Genomic DNA, 19,575 nt, shown 5'->3' with positions numbered 1-19,575 from the left:
ACTCCGCTTTCCTGCTGCCCCGCCAAACGAATCGCGTTTATAACAATTCAACCCAATCCTGTCAATAAGTTTTTTTCAGCTTTTTTACTAACGAGCAATCAAGTTAACAGCCAATTGACATTTTCTGCGATAAATTGATTACTTGCAAAGTTTTCTAGTCAACTGATCGGTTACGTTTGCCGGCCCGGCAAGGTCTCGTTCGGCTACAGTGCTACCCGATTTCACGATAATGCCGGCAATATCTTCATAACCTGCTCTTGCGATTTCCTCGAGATACTGCTTTTTACAGTTCAGTTTCGCTACAGCCAGATCATACTGATAGTTATTGCTATTACGCTCACGCCGAATAGATACAGACACAAGACCTTTCCGGGGTTTTACATTCGTTTTATCGTAAAAATAGCTGGCATCACCGGTTTCGCCATATTTGACCCATTTTGAGTTGCGCCCCCGTTCAAGGGTACTTTTAATACTATTCCGATGCGCAACGTAATCGACAGATTTGCATATCGCCATGCTGTCACTCAAAGACTTGTTCAGCTCAGTTTTCTGTAAGTAGGCATTGCGTTGCAACTGACTGAGCTGGCGATACTGCATCATATCGAGCGTTTTCTGAGCAGACTTCCCGTAATATGGTTTTACGTCACTATTAACTCGAAAAATCGTCTTCTCATTACTCATATTAAACTTCAACATCTCAAGTTCTGAATTCAATGATTGCAGAGCATTGTCGCTTATCGCTGCCGCCTTTGCGTAATCTGCTGCAATTGCGTCGCAAAGTATCGTTTTTGCCAGAGCCGGTACCCTGCGAGTCGCTGCCCCGGTGTAGCCGGCGAATCGCGGGAATTCCTGAGATAGTAGATACTTTTGGTAGGCATCCCCTCGCGACTTGAATGTTTCATAAGATTCCTGGTGCTCTAGCGCCAGAGAATATTCATGCACAGCCCGGCCATATTCACCATTAACACCGGCTTTGTCGGCATTGAACTTATGTTGAGCTGCGCCTCCAGTATCCGACCCGTTACTGCCCGTCTCCCTATAGTTCATCAGGTAATCTATGAGCTGTGCGGCAGTTACCCCTTTTGGGGCGGCAACATCCAGTTCATAGCCCTTCTGTGAAGCCAGTGAGCGCGCGATATCAGACTCACTCGCACCTTTACCCAACAGACTGACCAGATCAATTGCTGAGGCTATCTTGATTGGGACTGCTTTTTTGTCTGAGGCACTAGCCGGCCACGACATCCCCAAAACCAAACCAAGCACTACCAGTGTCGCCAGTATCTTCATTATCTGTACCTGCCAAACAAACAACTGGTAGCGAAAACCAATTCTCGCTACCAGTTGTAGAAATCCATAACCAACCTTTAATATAAGCTCTCGGTTATTGGAACTTTGTGTCGAAATTGACGCGACTCCCCATCAATAGTCTCATTACAGGATCAGCATCCCTGTATTGATAAATTGTAGCGATAGGATCCTGTATCGGCAGGATTGGAGTCCCCCCAGGAGGATCAAGTCTGAAGTAAACCTTGGCAACTTCAGCACCTTTAACAGTAGCAGCCCCTCTGGCACTAGTGTAACTGCGAAGGGGAAGGAATGCACTGTTAACGATTGTGACCGTGAGCTTGCGATTTACCGTATTGTAAGAACCTGTAATGTCACTTGGTGATAACAAAACTGTCCCCGATGGAGAGGCAAACCCAGTACGCATCTCATAAGTATTGGGGGGGAGTCCTATCGGTGCCGGTGAAGAATAGTTTACCAGTACCCCATCAGGGACATTAATCGTTGTCATAGCATTGGCTATTTTGCTATTACTGACCGAAGACATTTGACCAAACAGATATAGGGTCGTTACCGCTTGGGTGGTTGTTCCCCCCCCACCTCCGCCTCCACCGCAACCGGCCAAAGTCAATGCAAAAACAGAACTAAAAATAACCAGCAAAATGTAGTTTTTCATAAAAAAGGACCCTCCGGAATTATAGCCGCCCCCCGCTTGAGCGGGAGGCGGTTTTATTTTAGAAAGTTGCTATTACCCCCAGCAGATGAAGCAGTATTACCGAAACATCTCCCAGATCGATTCTACCGTCAGGCTGCGACGCCCCCCTTGAATAAGGGGCAACATCAGCATGAACCAGGTCAAGCGGACCGGGAGAGATAAACCCTTTGGCAATTTTCAACGCCTTGATGGCACTGGCTAGATGACTGCTGGTACCGGGGATCAAACCATCCTTGGTGCCTAAGAGAATGGTAGCCGTAATCGGCGGATAGGTTGTGCCGCCACCAAGGTTGGTATCGGTAAACCTAATATACACTGTTTTCAGCCCCTCGCCGCTGGTAAGAGTCCAACTCGGAGTAATGGTTAAGTTCGCTCCGGCAGTGGTGTCCGGCGATGCGAACGGCCCTGACCAAGTACTGCCGTCGTTGGAAAGCCCATAGCTGGCAACACCAGAGGGGTCAGAGACATTCAGGGTCAAAGTGACATTAGTAATTGGCGTCCAGGTGGCGCCACCATTGATCTTGGCACTGGCAGTCAGATCGATGGTAGCCATGCTCCAGACGCTGGTCTTGACCGTTTCCACATTGCCGGCACTGTCTATGGCAAAGTACTTGATGGTAGTCGAAGAGCCGGCTGCAGTATTTATCTGGATCGGAGCGGCATAGACCAGTGAAGCCGTCGTCGGGGTAGTGCCGTCAATAGTATAGTAAATAGTCGCCGTCTCACTGGCCGTCAGACTGACAAAAAGCGAAGAACCATTGGTATAGGTGCCAGGATCAGGACTTGGCGTAGTGATCGGAGCCGTTGTATCCAGGGTTATGGCAGCGGTTATAGGCGGGTACTGGACCCCGGTCGGCAACGATTTGTCACGGAAGCGGGCATAGACCGTGCGCGGCCCATCACTGCCGGTGGTAAGGGTCCACTGCTTGGTTGTAGCATAAGGCTCTTCACCACTCCAGTTGGTGCCGTCGTTGGAAAACTCCATGGTGGCAACTCCGACCGGATCAAAAGCATTGACGTTCAGAGTAACGGCCAGCCCCTTGGCAAACGTAGCGCCGTTGTTGATCTGCATGGTAGCTACGAGATCCGGCACGTGGATGTACCAGGTGTCGCTATGAACCGCTTCTGCAGTGCCGTTCACATCCACAGCAAAGTAGTTGATAGTAGTGGTCTTAGTCAGCGTTATCGGCCCGACATACGGCGGCATGGCGGTAGTGGGCAGACTGCCGTCCAGCGTATAGTAGATACCCTGTACCGGAACAGCCGGGTTAGGGGCAGTAGCGGTCAAGGTAACGACAACCGGCTCAGCCGAGTAGACGGCAGGGACCGGGCTGGCAACCGTCGTCGGCGGATTCGGCGGGTTTATAACCGCGTGGGTTATGGTAGTGCTTGCTACCGGATTCTGGCTCGCACTGGTACGGGCCTCGACGGTAATGGTATAGCTGCCGACAGCAGTTGTGTCAGGCAGAGTATACAGGTTACTGCTGCCAAACGGCTGCACCTCCACCCCATTGACCAGGAACCGGTACTGATAGGCGACATTCGTCGGCTGTGGCGTGGCAGTAACGCTAGCCGCGGCGGTGAAATGGACGTTGGTCCCCACAACATGCCCGATAGGTTTGCTGTCGGTTACGGCCACCCCCGTTGCCGGGAGCCAAGCTCCGGTGGTAACAGTGGCACTGGTTGCAGGCGCGGCCGACTTGGCATTGGAAACCAGGTAATCGTTCAATGCATAGATATTATAAGCATACTGCGTTCCCGGATCCACAGCGGTATCGGTGTAAATCGCTGGCCAACCGGACAGAAACGATATTTCAGCCAGGTCGGCGAAAGCGCCGCCGTTCACCGAACGTTGGACGAGGAAACGACTCGGCGTTGTTTCCGGAGAGCCGTCAGACCACTGAAGCACTATCTGGTTGATATTGGGATTGTTATACGCATTTACGTATCCGGTTTTGCCCGGCACCTGCTGGCCAAACAGGAAAGCCCCGCCCGGCGTTGGCACCGAAGGGTTAGTCCCTGCATTTATAAGTGCAGTAAATGAAGGATTCGGTGGCAATGCCGTTGATGCAGTGAAAATAACCGGTCGCATGAAATCATTTTCTTCATGCCCCAGAATATGGCAATGCCAGACATACTCGTAACCATAGTCAACAGACTTGTTAAGTATTACAACGGCCTGACCGGCGTTAGGGGCTCCGGCAACCCCTTGATTGATGGTAAAGCCTCTTGAGACAAAGTTACCGATATCGGTGGCCGGAAGCATGGCGTTCACCGGCTGCGTTGGATCTACCAGCCGGGTACTGGTCGGCAGAGTAATGGTCGCGGGCAGGGTCTGGTTCTTTGGCCGCAGGGCGACGATGATATCCTCCAACGGATTCATCCGAACGGTTTCCTTCCATCCCAGCTCATTTTCGTCAGCAGGCCGGATGGCGCCGTCCCAGCCAACCCGGTTGATTACCTGCACATCGAACATATGGAAGTGCACCGGATGAGTATCAACTCCGTTATGGGTGACTTTCCAGATCTGGGGATGGCCATCAACGATCATCTCGGTGGCCGGTTCTGCATACCCCATGGGGATAGTGGTCTGGTTGAACTGGCTGGTGAAGGGCAACTCAAGCCCCAAGGTGGCGTTCATCCGACCATACGGGTCCCACAGTTCCTGGATGGCCTTGGACTGGAACGGGATGGTAGCCGGAATCGTGCTCTGGGTATAGTCCCTGTTGAGCGGCTTCAGGGTTATGGAGTAATCCTGAATCTTGGCGTACTGTTCCTGAGGCGTCGCCACTCCCCATGCCGTGGTCGGATAGGTCGGCTCCGGCACCAGCGGTGCAGGCTGGCTGGCTTTGAAGGCTAACGGCAACTCGGTATTAAGTTTGGACAGCAGGGTAGGATTGGGTGCAGGAGTCCCTGCTACCCTGAACTGCATTACAGTACGGGTGTTGGGACCGTAACCGCGCAGCGTTGAAGGAGCCCCACCGCTAGCTGTCTGGTCAGGATTCCCAGTGTAGTAGTCCTGGCGAGGATCTCCGGCAGGAACCGGTGCCGGAGCATCATTATAAAGGATAATATTCTTGCCAATATACTTGGGATCCGAGAAGTCGATGACAACGTCGGCCCGCTCAGCAGACCCCAGGAAGAGGTTTTTCTCCTGGACATTCAGAACGACGATGTCGCGACGGTTATAGTTGTAATTGACCGGCTGGTTTGGATGAACTACCGGATTGGCAATGAAACCACTCTCGTTACCAATCTGGATGATATTTGGCCCTCTCGTCGCGGGGTCAGGCACCCCACCAGCCCGGCCGTCAGTGGGCCAGACTGCCTCGGTAGGATACGGTCCAGCCGGGAAGGTCGGCGTCGGGGCTGCCGTCACCATCTTGACCTCAGTGCCGAGCGGATCGTTCTGGTCGGCAATAAACAGGCTCAAGTTGAGCATCCGGTCGTTGGTCGCGTTCAGTATCCGGAACCGGTAAGGTTTCGGTTCTACCGTCATGTATGGGTAGGCAGTACCGTTGACAACCATGGTGTCCATGAATGCTTCAGGAGTAGTGGACGGATCAGGAATCGTCCGCTTTGACGGATCGACCGAAACCGGGGGCCAGAACCAGGGACCATAGTCCCAGCGGCCAAAGGGGTTGGCACCGGCCGGGCTGGTCGGATCCTGGTTCGGTTCATAGACATGCGGGAACCAGAGATCACCGGGTATCCCCCATTTGGTTGTATCCCACTTGGCGTCCTGCACAGCAATATTCTGAGGAACAAAGGTCTTGTCCTGGATTATCAGAGGGACTCCGTAGCGATACTCGCAGACTGCGGCCCCGCCACCAGGGCAGATATTCGGCAGGATGCCCCTGGTAATCAGGTCTTCTTCAACCGCATCGGTAATCAGGTAGCCCGCAGCCTCGCCGGCATAGACATTCAGTCGAGTGATCCCCAGAGAGTGATCATGGTAGAACATCAGCCGGTTGCTCTGCTGATTGGTCCAGAGGAAGGTCATTGATCCGGCACCCGGGTCGGTAGTAGCGGCAGGCGTCCCGGCGGCAACCGAGTTGCCATTGATATCAAACCACATGTCCGGCACATTGCTCACCGCCGCACCTTTGCGCATTGAAGGTGGAACCGATGTCTCGCCGGCTGGAGTTATCCACTGGTGCGGAGTACCGTCGCTGATCCAGGGAGAGTTGCCGCCATGGAGATGGATGGTGGCCCGGTTCTGGGTGTACTGGATGTTGGTCGAGCAGTTTTCGTTGATCGTCTGGGTATTAGAATAGGGGCTCATCATTGTTGTCGAACAGGTAGTTGTCCCCGCGAGGTCGGAGTATGGTCCGGGACCGGCCCCCATCAAGGTGGTGTCAACCGGGATGAAGAGCTTGCCGGCATTGCCGGTGGGGAGCATGTTGGTGAACTTGACGCGTACCGGCTTGTCTTTGCTAGCGATAATAAGTGGCCCGAGGTACTGGGTGGACATGTTGGCAAAGGAGGCGCTCAGATCCCGGTAGCCGCGCAGCTTGGTCTTTTTGGGTAGATCCGAGTGCATTTTCTGGTTGTACTCAACCAGACCGATCTCGTAATAGTCGTTGCCGGTCGGCAGATCAGCCGGAACCCCAGGGCGACCGGTTATTTTAGAAGCCACCGGGATGTAGTTGCCCAGGTTGTTTTCGTTGCAGGTGCCTATTCCCGGGGGGCTGCTCTTGGTGCATCCAGGAAGCCCCACCCCGGGGAGCTTGTCGACGAACTTGCGCAGGGCAGCTCCCGAAGCGCCACCGGCAGGGCTATTCGCGTAATATGTCCCTCCACCCGGCCCAGCCTGGGCATTGGACCCAAACAGTGTGACTATTGCCGTGATTACCAAGACTGCCCATCCGGAAAACAACCTGTTTCGACTCATAGTCCCCCCCAAGCTCTTGTGTCCATCGTAGATTATTTCAATGCCTTTGCATTTTCTTTCAATGACAGCTGTTTTTCCACTGCCTGTTTGCGGCGAATTTCGCTTTGAAAGTTAATCACGGCGCTACGCAGCTGTTTTTCATCCACCAAAAGCCGCTCGCCGGCCAAACCGTCCTTGAGCCCCTGTATCAGCAGATCCAGGTTGACATCAACCCCCTGGTTCTTTAGATTCCTCGCCGTTTCCACACCAATGCCATAATTCAGGAGGTCCAAAGAGGTCTTCAACTCTTTAGGCTCTCCGGCCGCAACAGGGCTTGCGTAAAGAAGCCACGCCGAAGAAAGCGCCCAGCAAACTTGTAGTAAACGATTACTTCGTACTTTCCGGGCTGCTTGCCTGCTGGCCATCGTTCCCCCTATTAAACTGTCCCTCAATTATTTTCATACGAGACTGCCTTGCTTCATCCATCAATGAAGGCGATGGACGTGCTTTGCCTCGACGCATCATTTTGTCGGCATCAGTTTTATTATCCGTTGGCACGCCGTCCCCTTCGCATAAAAGCTCAACATTGTCATCATGCTCAACAACCTTGCACTTTGTTGCGGCATCTGCCATAAGCGGCGTAATCGCCAAGACCATAGTGACCACAAGCATCTGCAACACAGCCCCGTCTCTCCCAAACTCCTCAAGCTTCATGGCCAGGTCACGCGCTTCTAAATTATAGCGCACAACTCAAACATTTCTTAAAAACAAGCAATTAAACAACCTGTCAGATACTAGTTTTCAGGAGTATCACCGCTGAAAACTAGATAGGCAACCAATCAAATACCTATAAACATCAATAAGCAGATTGTGTGCCTGTGAACCTATCACGCCTAACCAACAGAAATTACAGGCCTTCACTGACTACCAACGTAAAAAGCCATGGCTGACAGTCAAATTCTTTTACTGCCGGCCATGGCCTTTCTTTACAGATGTAAACTATTGTTGCATGATTTAGATGAGGCAACTGCTCATTCCACACGACTTCCGACAACACGCAAATTAAACACTAACAGCAAGTAATTTCCTTAAGTGAGAGCTTATGGCCAACGGCCATTGACTATTTCTTGGTTTGCAGACGCTTATTGAGCGTTTGCCTGGTTATGCCCAAGAGATTTGCCGCAATCCCCTGATTGCTTTTGGCCCGTTGCATCGCTTCCGTAATCAGATAATTCTCGACTTCGCTTATTGTCGGGAAATGGCCGAACAGCTCTTCCAAAGGATTACCGCCAGCAGATTTTTGCACTGGCGTATGCTTAGCCACTCGGGCAATCCCAATGGCATTGCTGAAACTTTCCATGGATAACACCCCGGAATTGTGCCGAGCAACCGCATCATGCACCATAGCCTCAAGCTCACGCACATTACCGGGGAAAGGATAGGTTTCGAGCAGAGTGACCAGTTCTGCCGGCGGAGTGGGCGCTTTCTTACCGAATGATTGAGCGGCAGCTTCAAGAAAATGATCCAGCAACGGGGCGACATCTTCCAACCGCTCCCGAAGCGGCGGAATCACCAGGCGATGGGCGCACAAACGGTAGTAGAGATCCTTGCGGAAGCGCTTTTCATCGATCAGTTTCTGCAGGTCGTGATTCGTCGCCAGCAGCACCCGGGCACTGCTGATACAAGGATTATCAGACCCTACCGGATAATATTCTTTCTCCTGCAACAGGCGCAAAAGCTTGATCTGGGATTGGTCGCTCAGATCGCCGATTTCATCGAGAAACAGGGTTCCCGACGCCGCCTTAGCGACAAGGCCATCCCGAGGGCGCTCGGCACCGGTAAAAGCACCTTTCTTGTGACCAAACAAGGTGTCGGCAAAAACAGTGTCATCGAGCCCTGCCACATTTACCGCAACGTATTCGCCGCTACAGCCACTCAAATTATGCAGGGCCTTGGCTACCAACTCCTTGCCCACGCCAGTTTCGCCACAGATCAAGATCGGCTGCCGCGATGGGGCAATAACTTCCATATATTTGAAGATCGTATGCATCTTGCTGCTGACTGTCACAATGGGGCTGAAGGCCTCCGCATGGTCCAGGGTCTCGGAAAAAAACCGTTCACGCAGCGAATCAAGCTCGCGGCAGATGGCTCGATGTTCAATGGCCTTGCGGATCGTGGCAACCAGACGCTCGGTTTCCACCGGCTTAACCAGGAAGTCGAACGCGCCTTTCTTCATGCAGTTGACAGCAGTGTCGGTCTCATCGACAGCGGTCATGACGATCACCGGCGTAGCAGGGTACTCGTTGACAATTTCCGGCAGCAGATCAAAGCCGCTCAACTTGGGCATGTTCAGATCCAGCACGATTATCGCAACGTCATTAGACTGGAGATAATCCATGACGTCACAGCTATTGCTAAGGGTAAACACGTTTTTGAACCCCTTGCTCGCCAGCAACAGCTGCGAAGCCTTAAGCAGCCGCAACTCATCATCCACTAGTAAAATCGGGATTTCATTCATCAAAAAACCTCTCTATATATTCTATTGTGCCAGCTGAGGACTATCATACACCGGAAGAAGTACCGAGACCGTGGTCCCCTCACCTGGACGGCTGCTAATCTGCATCTCGCCATGATGCGCCGCAACAATCGATTGCGTAATGGAAAGCCCCAGACCGGTGCCTCCGGAATCGAGCCTTGTTGTAAAGAAAGGCTCCATAACCCTCTCCCGAACCCCGTCAGGGATGCCACACCCTTCATCAGATATGGACATACAGACCATCCGTTTTTCCGGAACATAAGAAGCACGGATGGAAAGCCGTTGTTCCCTTACGGTAAGCGACTGCAGAGCATTCATAATCAGATTGACCGCCACCTGTTCCAGTTGCTGAGCGCTTCCTTGTACCGCTGGGAGCGCCTCATCCAGTTCGAGCAGAAAATGGTCGGTGTACTTGTTTATATGGTGGCCAAGGAGAATCATTGCCGAGTTGATGACACTATTTAAATCGACGCGCTCTGTTGTTTCCTTGCCGTTTCTGGAGTAATCCTTGAGGCTGCCGATTATTTTCTTGATCCGCCTGGACCCTTCGTTGATAGCAGAGACCATCTCAGGCAGCGCTGTTTCAAGCCGCGAATAGGGAAGCCCACCAAGGAAGAAATCTCCACGAATTTTCGATTCTTCACGCAACATCGGTTCCAGGTCGTGCACTATCTTATCCAGCATCTGGGCATTGGCCATTATGTAGTTGTTAGGGTTGTTGATTTCATGGCCGATTCCCGCTACCAGCAGCCCGAGAGAGGCCATCTTGTTGGTCATTATCAGCTGGGACTGGATAGAGCGCGCCTCTTCCTCCATGCGCAAGCGTTCGGTAATATCCCTGATGGTGCAGTAAACGGCATGCTCACCTTGCAGCTTTATGACCTTGGCCCGCACCGAGACGTGGATTTCAGAGCCATCGCGCCTCAGGTTCAATACCTGATCCATATTGCACGTCTCTCCAATCTCCAGCAAACAGACCCTGTGAATAAACTTGTGATAATCCTCCCTGGTCTTGAACACATTGAACCTAAGGTCCGTCAATTCCGATTTGCTGAAGCCGTAAAGCCTTTCAGCCGTGGGATTCAGGTCGATAATCCGGCAACTGCCCACTTCAAAGAGGACAATTGCATCCTCTGACTGCTCAAATACCTGGCGAAACCGTTCTTCGCTCTCGGTGAGGGCCTGTTCAGACCACTTTCTTTCATTGATGTCGACAATGGTTCCCAGATAACCGGTCGTGCTCCCGTCCTCTCCTTTCAGAGCAACAGCACTACCGAAGACCCAGTTTTCTTCTCCGCGAGGTGTCTTGAACCGGTATTCGAGCCGAAACTCCCGTTCCCCTTCCACAGAGCGATACCACTCTTGCTTGATCACGGCAACATCATCAGGGTGCAGTGCGGCAAGCCACCCCTTGCCCAAAGCCTGCTCGAAGCCGATCCCGGCAATGCGGCACCACTCAGGGTTGACATAGATGCAGTCACCTTCACAGTCAGTCTCAAAGATCCCGACCGGCACATTGGCCGCAAGCTCCTGGAATCGCTTGACGCTTTTCCTTAAGCCCTCCTCGGCCCGGACATGATCCGTTATATCCCTGAAACTCCAGACCCTGCCGACGCTTACACCATCGATCAACTGAGGTCTGGAGTAGCGATCGATGATCCTGCCGTCCTTCAGGTAGAGCAGATCCCGCGAAACCTCTTCCTTGTTGGAATAAAGGGCATCAAGCCGCTTTACATAGGCTGCAGGGTCAACCATCTTGTTGGCAACAAATGTGACTTTCTGGCTATCGGCTGAGAGCAGAATCTCCTCAGGGATACCGAGCATATCAACATATTGCTTGTTATAAAGATCCACCTTGCGACCCCAACTCACCGCAAGGATGCCATCGGCAGTCGATTGCACGGTTGCATCCAGCAATGCCTTTTCACTTCGCAACGATGCCAGCAGCGGCCGAATTGCAAGCAACCAGATCGACGGCGTGCTCAGCAAAAAAACACAAACAGCATCCCAAAACACCTGCAGCGTACCCCCCACCGGGGTCAAGAAAAGCGGCAGCAGCAGATCCACCGTCAGTTCCGCAGAAATGGTAATGATAATTACCCGGACCAGCAGCGCAAATGCTGTGGGGCTAGAGCCGTTTTTTACAAACCATGCAGCCATGATTGATTACCCATGCAACTTAATTAACATTCATCAAACTGGTTTACAGCCGGTACCGGCCTTTAAAAGCAGGCCGGCGTGAATTATTGCCATAATCGAGTCAAGATACTTGACAGCAGCATCCGGCAGATATTCAAGCAATCACTGTCAGCCTGCAGAAATCAAGCCTTGGCAAAACCCCAACTATTGGCACCCCTTGTGCTCTTTGCATTCCGTAAGAGTAACTTTATACAGTTTTCTTCAGGCTGCAACCCCATGGGTGAAGCTTATCGGTAATGGGGCTACGACAATGAGCAATGGTGCCCAATGAGCCAACAGTCAATTTTTGCCGCGACACTCGGGCTAGCGCCGCCGTGGCAGGTCACCTCCGTAAAATTCTCCAAGAATGAACGAAGGTTGGACATCTTCATCGACTACAACCTGGCGACCATGCTCCCCTGTCCTGTGTGCGGCAGCGAATCGGAAATCTGCAGTGAGAAAATTGAAACATGGCATCACAGCGATTTTTTCCAGAACGATGCCTATCTCCATGCCACGGTGCCAATGATCCACTGCCGACACCATTGTGGCTGTCTGAATGCATCTGTTCCCTGGGACCACTCCAGGTCCCGCTTCGTCCTGCTCCAGGACAGCTCGGCGCCCCCCCTGGTCAGCTAGCGCACCGTGATTATAGCGGCGGCAACGATTAACAACATGTTGCTACTGCCTGACGATATGATAACCTTTTATCAGTTGGAACGACATATCATGGAGCATTAGCATTATGCCGAAAAAGCTTGTTACTTGTGCTTCAGTGACCGTTGCTCTGCTGCTGACAACAATTACCTTGTTGCATGCCGGCAACACAATGCCCGTCCCCACGGCAAAGGACAAGTGTCCGGTCTGCGGCATGTTCGTCAAAGGGTATCCAAACTGGCTCGCTGCCATCCGCCTGAAAAACGGCTCGGCAATATATTTCGACGGGCCGAAGGACCTGTTCAATTATTACCTGAACCCTGGGAAATATGCCCCGGCCACCAAACAGTCCGAATTCAGCGAAATCCTGGTCAAAGACTACTACGCGGTAAAGCCGATCGATGCGCGTCAGGCATATTTCGTTGCCGGGAGTGATGTTTTGGGCCCCATGGGTAAAGAACTGATCCCTTTGGCGAAAAAAGAGGATGCCATCGAGTTTCGCGCTGATCACAAGGGTAACAAGGTTTATCGATTCCAAGAGGTTACGCCAGCAGTTCTCAAAACCCTTGAATAAAAGGCATAGCCGAAACAATGCGCAAATCGACATCGTTCTTACTCGTTACCGCCATGAGTCTCCTGGCTTTTGCCATGTTCTCTCTGCATGCGGATTACCGCATGACTAAAGCTGAGTCGCAGCGCAGTTACCGTTCGCAACTCGTTAAAGAGTTACGGTTGACTGATTTATGCCTCTTCACCGAGGCCCGTTACACCAGGCATCTCTCCATGGCAGACATCCATTCGGCTTTCCAGGACCATCCGGTGGCACTGGAACATTTCCCTTCCGGGGCGCTAACCAGACCGGCGGTAACCTCAACATTCAAATGATCACACCCCTTAACCGCCATAAAAATATCCTGGAGTTCGCCCTGTCTTCTCTTCTCAGGAGAAGGGCCAAGAATCTCTCGCTGCTTGGCCTGTATACCATGGTCGTCTTTGTCCTGGCCTCACTGATTTTCTTTGTCCACTCCCTGAAGCGCGAGGCAGCCGCAGTCCTGAGCGGTGCACCTGAAATGGTCATTCAGCGCCAGATAGCAGGGCGCCACGACCTGATCCCTCTCGAATACATTGAAAAAATCAGCGCCATCCGTGGCGTGGCAACCGTTGAACCCCGCTATTGGGGATACTATTACGATCCGGTCTTTGGGGCCAATTACACGGTCATGGTTTCTGAAGCAAGGAAGCTGACGCCTGGTAATATTATCATCGGCAACGGCGTTGCCAGAACGCAACGAATCTCGGCCGGGGACATGGTAACCTTCAGAAGTGCTTCAAAGAACCCGCTGCTTCTGAATGTCCAGGAACTCTTAAACTATGAATCAGAACTCGTGGCGGCCGACCTCATCCTCATCTCTGGGGAAGACTTCCAGGCGATGTTCAACCTCCCTCGCCACCAGGCAACAGATCTGGCGGTCACCATCAACAACCCTGCCGAGCTGGCGACAATTGCCGCCAAAATAGCGGAGCGCTACCCGGATGTCCGGCCAATCCTCAGGAATGAAATCCTGCGCACCTATGACTCGCTCTTTGACTGGCGGGGCGGCATGATGACCGTCATCCTGTTCTCGGCAATACTCTCATTTGTAATCTTTGCCTGGGACAAGGCGTCGGGCCTTTCTGCCGAAGAGCGGCGCGAGATCGGCATACTCAAATCAATCGGCTGGGAAACTTCGGATGTGCTGCTGCTCAAGTTCTGGGAGGGGACCGCTATCTCCCTGACTGCTTTTCTGCTGGGCAGCAATCTGGCCTATGTCCATGTGTTCTTCCTGTCAGCCCCTCTTTTTGCGCCGGCTCTCAAGGGGTGGTCGGTTCTTTACCCCGAATTCCGCCTGATTCCAGCGATCGACTTTTTCCAGCTCGCCGTGCTCTTCTTTCTCTCGGTGGTTCCGTACACTGCCGCCACCATCCTCCCTTCCTGGATGGCGGCAACGGTTGACCCCGATGCGGCAATGAGATCGTGACCATGATCAGACTCGCCAATGTCGTCAAGACCTTTAATGCCGGCAAGCACAACCAGTTCACTGCGGTGAACGATGTCAGTGTCGAGATCCAGCCGCTGAATCTCACCGTGCTCAAAGGTCCGAGCGGTTCGGGCAAGACCACCCTCTTGTCCCTGATCGGCTGCATGAGTCGGCCCAGCTCAGGCAGGATCTTTCTGCACGGCATTCCTACCAGATTTGCGCCAGACAGCGAGGATTCCTTTGAAATAACCAGCCTGCCGGAAAGGTTCCTGAACGAAATTCGGCGATCGACCTTTGGTTTCATCTTTCAGCAATTCAATCTGATCAAAGGGATTACGGTCCTGGAAAATATCATGCTCCCCGCCTATCCCTCAGGCGAAAACCACGCATCACTAAGAAAAAGAGCAGAACAGTTGCTGGAAATGTTTGATATGCAACGGCAGGGGTCATCAAAAGTGGAGTGGCTTTCCGGCGGAGAACTGCAGCGCGCGGCCATTGCCCGGGCGATGATCAATAACCCATCGATCCTGGTGGCCGATGAACCGACAGCCCACCTGGACAGCAATCTGTCGATGGAGTTCATGAAGATCATCGCTACCTTGAAAGCTGAAGGAAAGACGATCCTGATCGCAAGCCACGATCCGATAGTCTATGATTCCACAATAGCGGATACGATCATTGAAATGCGCGACGGTCGCATCACCAACGCCGGATCTGAGGCATGATCCAGCATCCGGCTATCCTTTCCCTGCTGATGACGTCGGCAATAGTCAGCGCCATGATGCTCTTTGCCGGATGGAAAGGGCTTGTTATCCTATGGGACTGGGACATCAACAGCGGCAGTGAACACCAGTTGCAGCTTGAACGTTCAACCTACCTGATCTCCACCATCCTGGCCTCAGTGCTCTTCTTTCATATAATCTCGTTGTTTTTGTATATCTTCACAGCAGACGACATCCGCACCATGTTTGTCGGTGCGATGTGCGCTGCCGGTTCTTTGAATGCCAACAGCTTCGGCTATCCGGTGCTATTGCTGAAAATCGGCAGTTGCATCTGCGCCGGGATCTGGCTGGTCATCAACCACGCCGATACCCAGGGGTATGACTACCCGCTCATCAAGGCTAAATACGCACTACTGCTGGCGCTGGTACCGTTCATCATTGTAGAAACAGGGCTGCAGTTCCTCTACTTCAGCGGCCTCAAGGCCCAGGTAATCACCTCCTGCTGCGGAAGCCTGTTCAGCGCAGGGGCAGGCACCATCTCTTCAGACCTTGCAGCACTACCCAGAGTGCCAATGATGGTGACCCTGGTTGCGGCTATTGCAGTTACCTGTTTCAGCGGGATTTGGTTCAGAGCAAAAATGAGTGGGGGGTATCTGTTTGCTGCGGCGAGCATGGTGACGTTCATCATTGCAGTTGCGGCGCTGGTCTCGTTCATCAGCATCTACACCTATGAACTGCCAACGCACCACTGCCCGTTTTGCATGCTTCATAAGGAGTACGGCTACATCGGTTATCCCATTTATGCGGTGTTGCTGCTCGGGGCAATCTCCGGTGCAGGGGTCGGCGCCTTGATGCCGGGCCGTAAACAGCCAAGCCTGGCGCAGATAGTGCCGGGCATTCAGCGCACTCTGGCAGGGGTCTCGGTGCTGGCGTATCTCGTTTTCGCCATTATTGCCGGGTATCTGGTGCTGTTCTCGGGGCTGCAATTCACCCCTTGAGATTACGCGCTGAACCGAACCCGGGCAAAACGTCTCTTGCCTACCTGCAGGACATACTCACCTGAACAGGCGAGCTCGCAATTATCGTCCGCTACCTTCTCGCCATTGACCTTGACCCCGCCCTGCTGGATCGCCCGGCGTCCTTCGCCGTTGGAGGTAACAACCCCGGCCTTTGCCAGGACCTTGCACAGCAGCATGGTTGAGCCTTCAGGGACCACATCGACTTCCGGCATCTCATCCGGGGTCTGATTGTCGCGGAACCGCTTCACGAAATGCTCTTCAGCCTGCTCAGCGGCAGCAGCGCCGTGATAGCGGGCGACAATTTCCCGGCCGAGCTGTTTCTTGGCATCCATCGGATGAATCTCGTGGGCCTTGATCCCCTTGCGCAGCTTGTCGATCTCAGCAAGGGAGAGATCGGAGAGCAGCTCGTAGTAGCGGAGCATCAGTTCATCGGAGATCGACATGACCTTACCGAAGATCTCGTCTGCCGGATCGTTGATGCCGATGTAATTACCGAGCGACTTGGACATCTTATTGACGCCGTCCAGACCTTCCAGAAGCGGCATGGTAATGACCGATTGCGGTCTCTGGCCGAATTCGCGTTGCAGCTCCCTGCCGACCAGCAGGTTGAACTTCTGGTCGGTCCCGCCCAGTTCAACGTCGGCCTTCATGGCAACTGAATCGTACCCCTGGATCAGCGGGTAGAGAAACTCGTGGATACTGATCGGCATCTGGTTCGCATAGCGCTTGCCGAAATCGTCACGTTCCAGCATCCTGGCCACGGTGTATTTTGCCGCCAACTGGATCATCTCGGTAGCATTCATGGCTGCCAGCCACTCCGAGTTGAAAACTACCTTGGTCTTTGCCGGGTCAAGGATCTTGAACACCTGCTCCTTGTAGGTTTCGGCATTGCGCAGCACATCCTCGCGGGTCAGGGCCTTTCGAGTCTCTGACTTGCCGGTCGGGTCGCCGATCATGCCGGTGAAGTCGCCGATCAGGAAGTTGACCTCATGGCCGAGCTGCTGGAACTGCCTCATCTTGTGCAGCAGCACCGTATGGCCGAGATGAAGGTCAGGAGCGGTCGGATCAAATCCAGCCTTGATTTTGAGCGGCACCCCGGTATCGATCGACTTCTGGAGCTTTTCCTCAAGCTCCTTTTCCAGCAGGATCTCAACCGCGCCGCGTTTTATCAACTCCATCTGTTCAGCAACAGAACCAGCCATGATAGCCCCCAAAATATATTCTTGCTCAACCGCAGGCGATATTGACCCGCTCTATGGTCAATGCCTTGCCGGTATTCTCATCTACCCCGATCACCACCCCGTTCAGGCGAAGATCCTTCTTAGCAACCTCGAACTTTGACGGCCGCTGGGTAAGGAACTTTTCGATCGGTTCCTCCTTGCGAACACCGATCACCGAGTCAAAGGCACCGGTCATGCCGGCATCGGTGAGATAAGCCGTCCCGTCAGGGAGGATCCGCTCGTCCGCTGTCTGCACATGGGTGTGGGTACCGACCACCGCAGATACCCGGCCATCAAGATACCACCCCAGCGCCGTCTTTTCCGAAGTTGCCTCGGCGTGGAAATCAACGAAAATGATCGGGGTCTCCTGCTTGAGCTTCTCAATCTCACTGTCAGCCGTCCTGAACGGGCATTCCAGGTAATTCATAAATACCCGCCCTTCCAGGTTCAACACCCCGATCTTGACCCCGCCGGCGGTCCTGACTATGGCACTCCCCTGTCCCGGTGTGCCGGGAGGGTAATTGGCAGGCCGTATCAGGCGCTGTTCCCTGGTTATGTACTCCAGGGCATCCCTCTTGTCCCAGATATGGTTGCCGCTGGTAAAAAACTGTACCCCGAGTTCGAACAGCTCCTTGGCGGTCTCAACCGTCAGGCCGAACCCGCCGGCGGCATTTTCGCCATTGGCGATTACCAGATCAACGCGGTAGCGGTCCACCAGGCGATGCAGTTCGCGGGCAATCGCCTGGCGCCCCGGTTTACCGACGATATCTCCGATGAAGAGGATATTAACGGGCATACTCTACGGCGCGTGTTTCCCTGATTACATGGACCTTGATCTGGCCCGGATAGGTCATCTCGGCCTCGATCTTCTTGGCCACGTCCTTTGCCAGCACCACTGCCTGATCGTCACTGACCTGGTCGCTCGATACCATGACCCTGATCTCGCGGCCGGCCTGGATGGCAAAGGAATTGGTTACCCCGTTGAAGGAAGTGGCGATCCGCTCAAGATCCTCAAGCCGCTTGACATAGGTCTCCATCATCTCGCGACGGGCTCCCGGACGCGCCCCGGAAAGGGCGTCTGCAGCCTGTACCAGTACTGCCAGGATGGAGTTCGGCTTTTCATCCTCATGGTGAGCCATGATGGCATGGACGATTTTCGGCGACTCGCCGTACTTGCGGGCGATATCAGCGCCGATCACTGCATGTGACCCCTCAATTTCATGGTCAACTGCCTTGCCCAGGTCGTGGAGCAGACCGGCACGCTTGGCCTGCTTGACGTTTATTCCGAGCTCGGCAGCCATGATGCCGCAAAGGAAGGCAACTTCCAGCGAATGGAGGTAGACGTTCTGGCTGTACGATGTCCGGTATCTGAGACGGCCGATCAATTTGAGTATTTCCGGGTGAATGCCATGGACTCCGAGGTCGAACGCTGCCTGGTCGCCGGCTTCCTTGATCGCCTGCTCCACCTCGGCCTCGGCCTTGGACACCACCTCTTCGATCCTGCCGGGGTGAATCCTGCCGTCGCCGATCAGTTTCTCCAGAGCGATCTTGGCAACCTCGCGACGGACCGGGTTGAACCCTGAAAGGATAACCGCCTCCGGGGTATCGTCGATGATCAGGTCGATGCCGGTTGCGGCCTCAAGCGCCCTGATGTTGCGCCCTTCGCGACCGATGATCCTGCCTTTCATCTCATCTGAAGGAAGCGCCACCACGGAAACGGTCCGCTCGGCAACATACTCACCGGCATAGCGTTGGATGGCAAGCGCCATGATTTCCTTGGATTTCTTGTCTGCAGTTTCACGGGCCTCTTCTTCGATCGCCTTGATTCGCTTGGCAGCATCCATCTTGGCTTCGTTTTCCATCTCCTCCATCAGGACCTTTTTCGCCTCAGCCGCAGTCATGCCGGAGATTGTCTCCAGCTTGGACCGCTGTTCTTCGATGATCTGGCTGACCTTCTCCTCTTTCTGCTGCAGGGCCTGATCCCTGCTGGATATCGACTGCTCGCGCTTGATCAGTTCAGCATCACGCTGATCAAAAAGATTCATCTTTTTATCAAGATTTTCTTCTTTCAGTTGAAGCCTTTTTTCAAGTGCTTGCAGATCCTTCTTCTTCTCCTTGGCCTCTTGCTCGGCCTCGGTTTTTGCCTGTAACACGGCATCCTTTGCCTTTAACGAGGCTTCTTTCAGGATGGTGTCTGCTTCACGGCGGGCATTTTCAACCAGCCTGCCGGCATCTTCCGTAACCGGCTCTTTCTCAACTACCTTGCGATTCATCAAGCTGGCGATGACAACACCAGCTCCGATTGCAACAACAGCGATTATAACCATTAACACGATTGATACTTGCAATGTCC

General features: G+C 53.3%; 16 protein-coding genes. 6 read left to right on the top strand and 10 right to left on the bottom strand.

From position 1 onward, the window contains the following. Positions 1-138: 138 nt before the first annotated feature. From KI809_RS17485 to KI809_RS17455, 7 genes are all read right to left on the bottom strand, one after another. Complete coding sequence (locus tag KI809_RS17485) at positions 139-1,287, bottom strand: hypothetical protein (RefSeq protein WP_214172881.1); 1,149 nt, start codon at positions 1,285-1,287, stop codon at positions 139-141. Between the two features lie 94 nt (positions 1,288-1,381). After that, a complete protein-coding gene (locus KI809_RS17480; protein ID WP_214172880.1) occupies positions 1,382-1,960 on the bottom strand; it encodes a hypothetical protein in 579 nt (192 codons plus the stop codon). A 58-nt stretch (positions 1,961-2,018) separates the two neighbouring features. Beyond that, positions 2,019-6,893: a chitobiase/beta-hexosaminidase C-terminal domain-containing protein gene (locus KI809_RS17475; protein ID WP_214172879.1), complete on the bottom strand. Its 4,875-nt coding sequence runs from the start codon at positions 6,891-6,893 to the stop codon at positions 2,019-2,021. A gap of 32 nt (positions 6,894-6,925) precedes the next feature. Next, positions 6,926-7,177 (bottom strand): FKBP-type peptidyl-prolyl cis-trans isomerase N-terminal domain-containing protein, encoded by a 252-nt coding sequence (locus KI809_RS17470; RefSeq protein WP_214172878.1) that lies wholly within the window; start codon positions 7,175-7,177, stop codon positions 6,926-6,928. Positions 7,178-7,259: 82 nt separating this feature from the next. Next, a complete protein-coding gene (locus tag KI809_RS17465) occupies positions 7,260-7,553 on the bottom strand; it encodes a hypothetical protein (protein ID WP_214172877.1) in 294 nt (97 codons plus the stop codon). A 439-nt stretch (positions 7,554-7,992) separates the two neighbouring features. Further along, positions 7,993-9,390, bottom strand: coding sequence for a sigma-54-dependent transcriptional regulator (locus KI809_RS17460; RefSeq protein ID WP_214172876.1), 1,398 nt, complete (start codon positions 9,388-9,390; stop codon positions 7,993-7,995). 21 nt (positions 9,391-9,411) lie between these two features. Next, on the bottom strand, positions 9,412-11,568 hold the full coding sequence (locus tag KI809_RS17455) for a PAS domain-containing sensor histidine kinase (protein WP_214172875.1): 2,157 nt from the start codon (positions 11,566-11,568) through the stop codon (positions 9,412-9,414). Between the two features lie 306 nt (positions 11,569-11,874). Between KI809_RS17455 and KI809_RS17450 the strand changes: the two genes are divergently transcribed. From KI809_RS17450 to KI809_RS17425, 6 genes are all read left to right on the top strand, one after another. Then, complete coding sequence (locus tag KI809_RS17450; RefSeq protein ID WP_214172874.1) at positions 11,875-12,225, top strand: transposase family protein; 351 nt, start codon at positions 11,875-11,877, stop codon at positions 12,223-12,225. 106 nt (positions 12,226-12,331) lie between these two features. Next, positions 12,332-12,817 carry a nitrous oxide reductase accessory protein NosL gene (locus tag KI809_RS17445; protein ID WP_214172873.1) on the top strand — a complete coding sequence of 162 codons (486 nt, stop codon included), beginning with the start codon at positions 12,332-12,334 and terminating at the stop codon, positions 12,815-12,817. Between the two features lie 17 nt (positions 12,818-12,834). Further along, positions 12,835-13,128: a hypothetical protein gene (locus KI809_RS17440; protein WP_214172872.1), complete on the top strand. Its 294-nt coding sequence runs from the start codon at positions 12,835-12,837 to the stop codon at positions 13,126-13,128. Further along, positions 13,125-14,261 carry an ABC transporter permease gene (locus KI809_RS17435; RefSeq protein ID WP_214172871.1) on the top strand — a complete coding sequence of 379 codons (1,137 nt, stop codon included), beginning with the start codon at positions 13,125-13,127 and terminating at the stop codon, positions 14,259-14,261. Before KI809_RS17440 ends, KI809_RS17435 begins: the two co-directional genes overlap by 4 nt. Positions 14,262-14,263: 2 nt before the next feature. After that, positions 14,264-14,986, top strand: a complete 723-nt coding sequence (locus KI809_RS17430; protein WP_214172870.1) for an ABC transporter ATP-binding protein — start codon at positions 14,264-14,266, stop codon at positions 14,984-14,986. Beyond that, positions 14,983-15,981: a hypothetical protein gene (locus tag KI809_RS17425; RefSeq protein ID WP_214172869.1), complete on the top strand. Its 999-nt coding sequence runs from the start codon at positions 14,983-14,985 to the stop codon at positions 15,979-15,981. The genes KI809_RS17430 and KI809_RS17425 overlap by 4 nt, the downstream gene beginning before the upstream one ends. A gap of 2 nt (positions 15,982-15,983) precedes the next feature. Here KI809_RS17425 and tyrS read toward each other — a convergent pair whose 3' ends face one another. From tyrS to rny, 3 genes are read right to left on the bottom strand one after another with little or no spacing between them, the layout of a single operon-like run. Next, complete coding sequence (tyrS, locus tag KI809_RS17420) at positions 15,984-17,204, bottom strand: tyrosine--tRNA ligase (RefSeq protein ID WP_214172868.1); 1,221 nt, start codon at positions 17,202-17,204, stop codon at positions 15,984-15,986. A gap of 25 nt (positions 17,205-17,229) precedes the next feature. Continuing rightward, positions 17,230-18,018, bottom strand: a complete 789-nt coding sequence (locus KI809_RS17415) for a TIGR00282 family metallophosphoesterase (RefSeq protein ID WP_214172867.1) — start codon at positions 18,016-18,018, stop codon at positions 17,230-17,232. Beyond that, a complete protein-coding gene (gene rny / locus KI809_RS17410; protein ID WP_214172891.1) occupies positions 18,008-19,549 on the bottom strand; it encodes a ribonuclease Y in 1,542 nt (513 codons plus the stop codon). Before rny ends, KI809_RS17415 begins: the two co-directional genes overlap by 11 nt. Positions 19,550-19,575: the final 26 nt, after the last annotated feature.

It is taken from the genome of Geoanaerobacter pelophilus, assembly GCF_018476885.1.
In the GTDB taxonomy this organism is placed as follows: Bacteria; Desulfobacterota; Desulfuromonadia; order Geobacterales; family DSM-12255; genus Geoanaerobacter; species Geoanaerobacter pelophilus.
The sequence above is the reverse complement of the archived record's forward strand: the minus strand, read 5'-3'. Positions and strand labels throughout refer to the sequence as shown.

Excerpts from the sequence above, each read along its gene's own strand:
- KI809_RS17485 (WP_214172881.1), bottom strand. The coding sequence starts at position 1,287 with ATGAAGATACTGGCGACACTGGTAGTGCTTGGTTTGGTTTTGGGGATG.
- KI809_RS17480 (WP_214172880.1), bottom strand. The coding sequence starts at position 1,960 with ATGAAAAACTACATTTTGCTGGTTATTTTTAGTTCTGTTTTTGCATTG.
- KI809_RS17475 (WP_214172879.1), bottom strand. The coding sequence starts at position 6,893 with ATGAGTCGAAACAGGTTGTTTTCCGGATGGGCAGTCTTGGTAATCACG.
- KI809_RS17460 (WP_214172876.1), bottom strand. The coding sequence starts at position 9,390 with ATGAATGAAATCCCGATTTTACTAGTGGATGATGAGTTGCGGCTGCTT.
- KI809_RS17455 (WP_214172875.1), bottom strand. The coding sequence starts at position 11,568 with ATGGCTGCATGGTTTGTAAAAAACGGCTCTAGCCCCACAGCATTTGCG.
- KI809_RS17450 (WP_214172874.1), top strand. The coding sequence starts at position 11,875 with ATGAGCCAACAGTCAATTTTTGCCGCGACACTCGGGCTAGCGCCGCCG.
- KI809_RS17445 (WP_214172873.1), top strand. The coding sequence starts at position 12,332 with ATGCCGAAAAAGCTTGTTACTTGTGCTTCAGTGACCGTTGCTCTGCTG.
- KI809_RS17440 (WP_214172872.1), top strand. The coding sequence starts at position 12,835 with ATGCGCAAATCGACATCGTTCTTACTCGTTACCGCCATGAGTCTCCTG.
- KI809_RS17435 (WP_214172871.1), top strand. The coding sequence starts at position 13,125 with ATGATCACACCCCTTAACCGCCATAAAAATATCCTGGAGTTCGCCCTG.
- KI809_RS17430 (WP_214172870.1), top strand. The coding sequence starts at position 14,264 with ATGATCAGACTCGCCAATGTCGTCAAGACCTTTAATGCCGGCAAGCAC.
- KI809_RS17425 (WP_214172869.1), top strand. The coding sequence starts at position 14,983 with ATGATCCAGCATCCGGCTATCCTTTCCCTGCTGATGACGTCGGCAATA.
- tyrS (WP_214172868.1), bottom strand. The coding sequence starts at position 17,204 with ATGGCTGGTTCTGTTGCTGAACAGATGGAGTTGATAAAACGCGGCGCG.
- KI809_RS17415 (WP_214172867.1), bottom strand. The coding sequence starts at position 18,018 with ATGCCCGTTAATATCCTCTTCATCGGAGATATCGTCGGTAAACCGGGG.
- rny (WP_214172891.1), bottom strand. The coding sequence starts at position 19,549 with ATGGTTATAATCGCTGTTGTTGCAATCGGAGCTGGTGTTGTCATCGCC.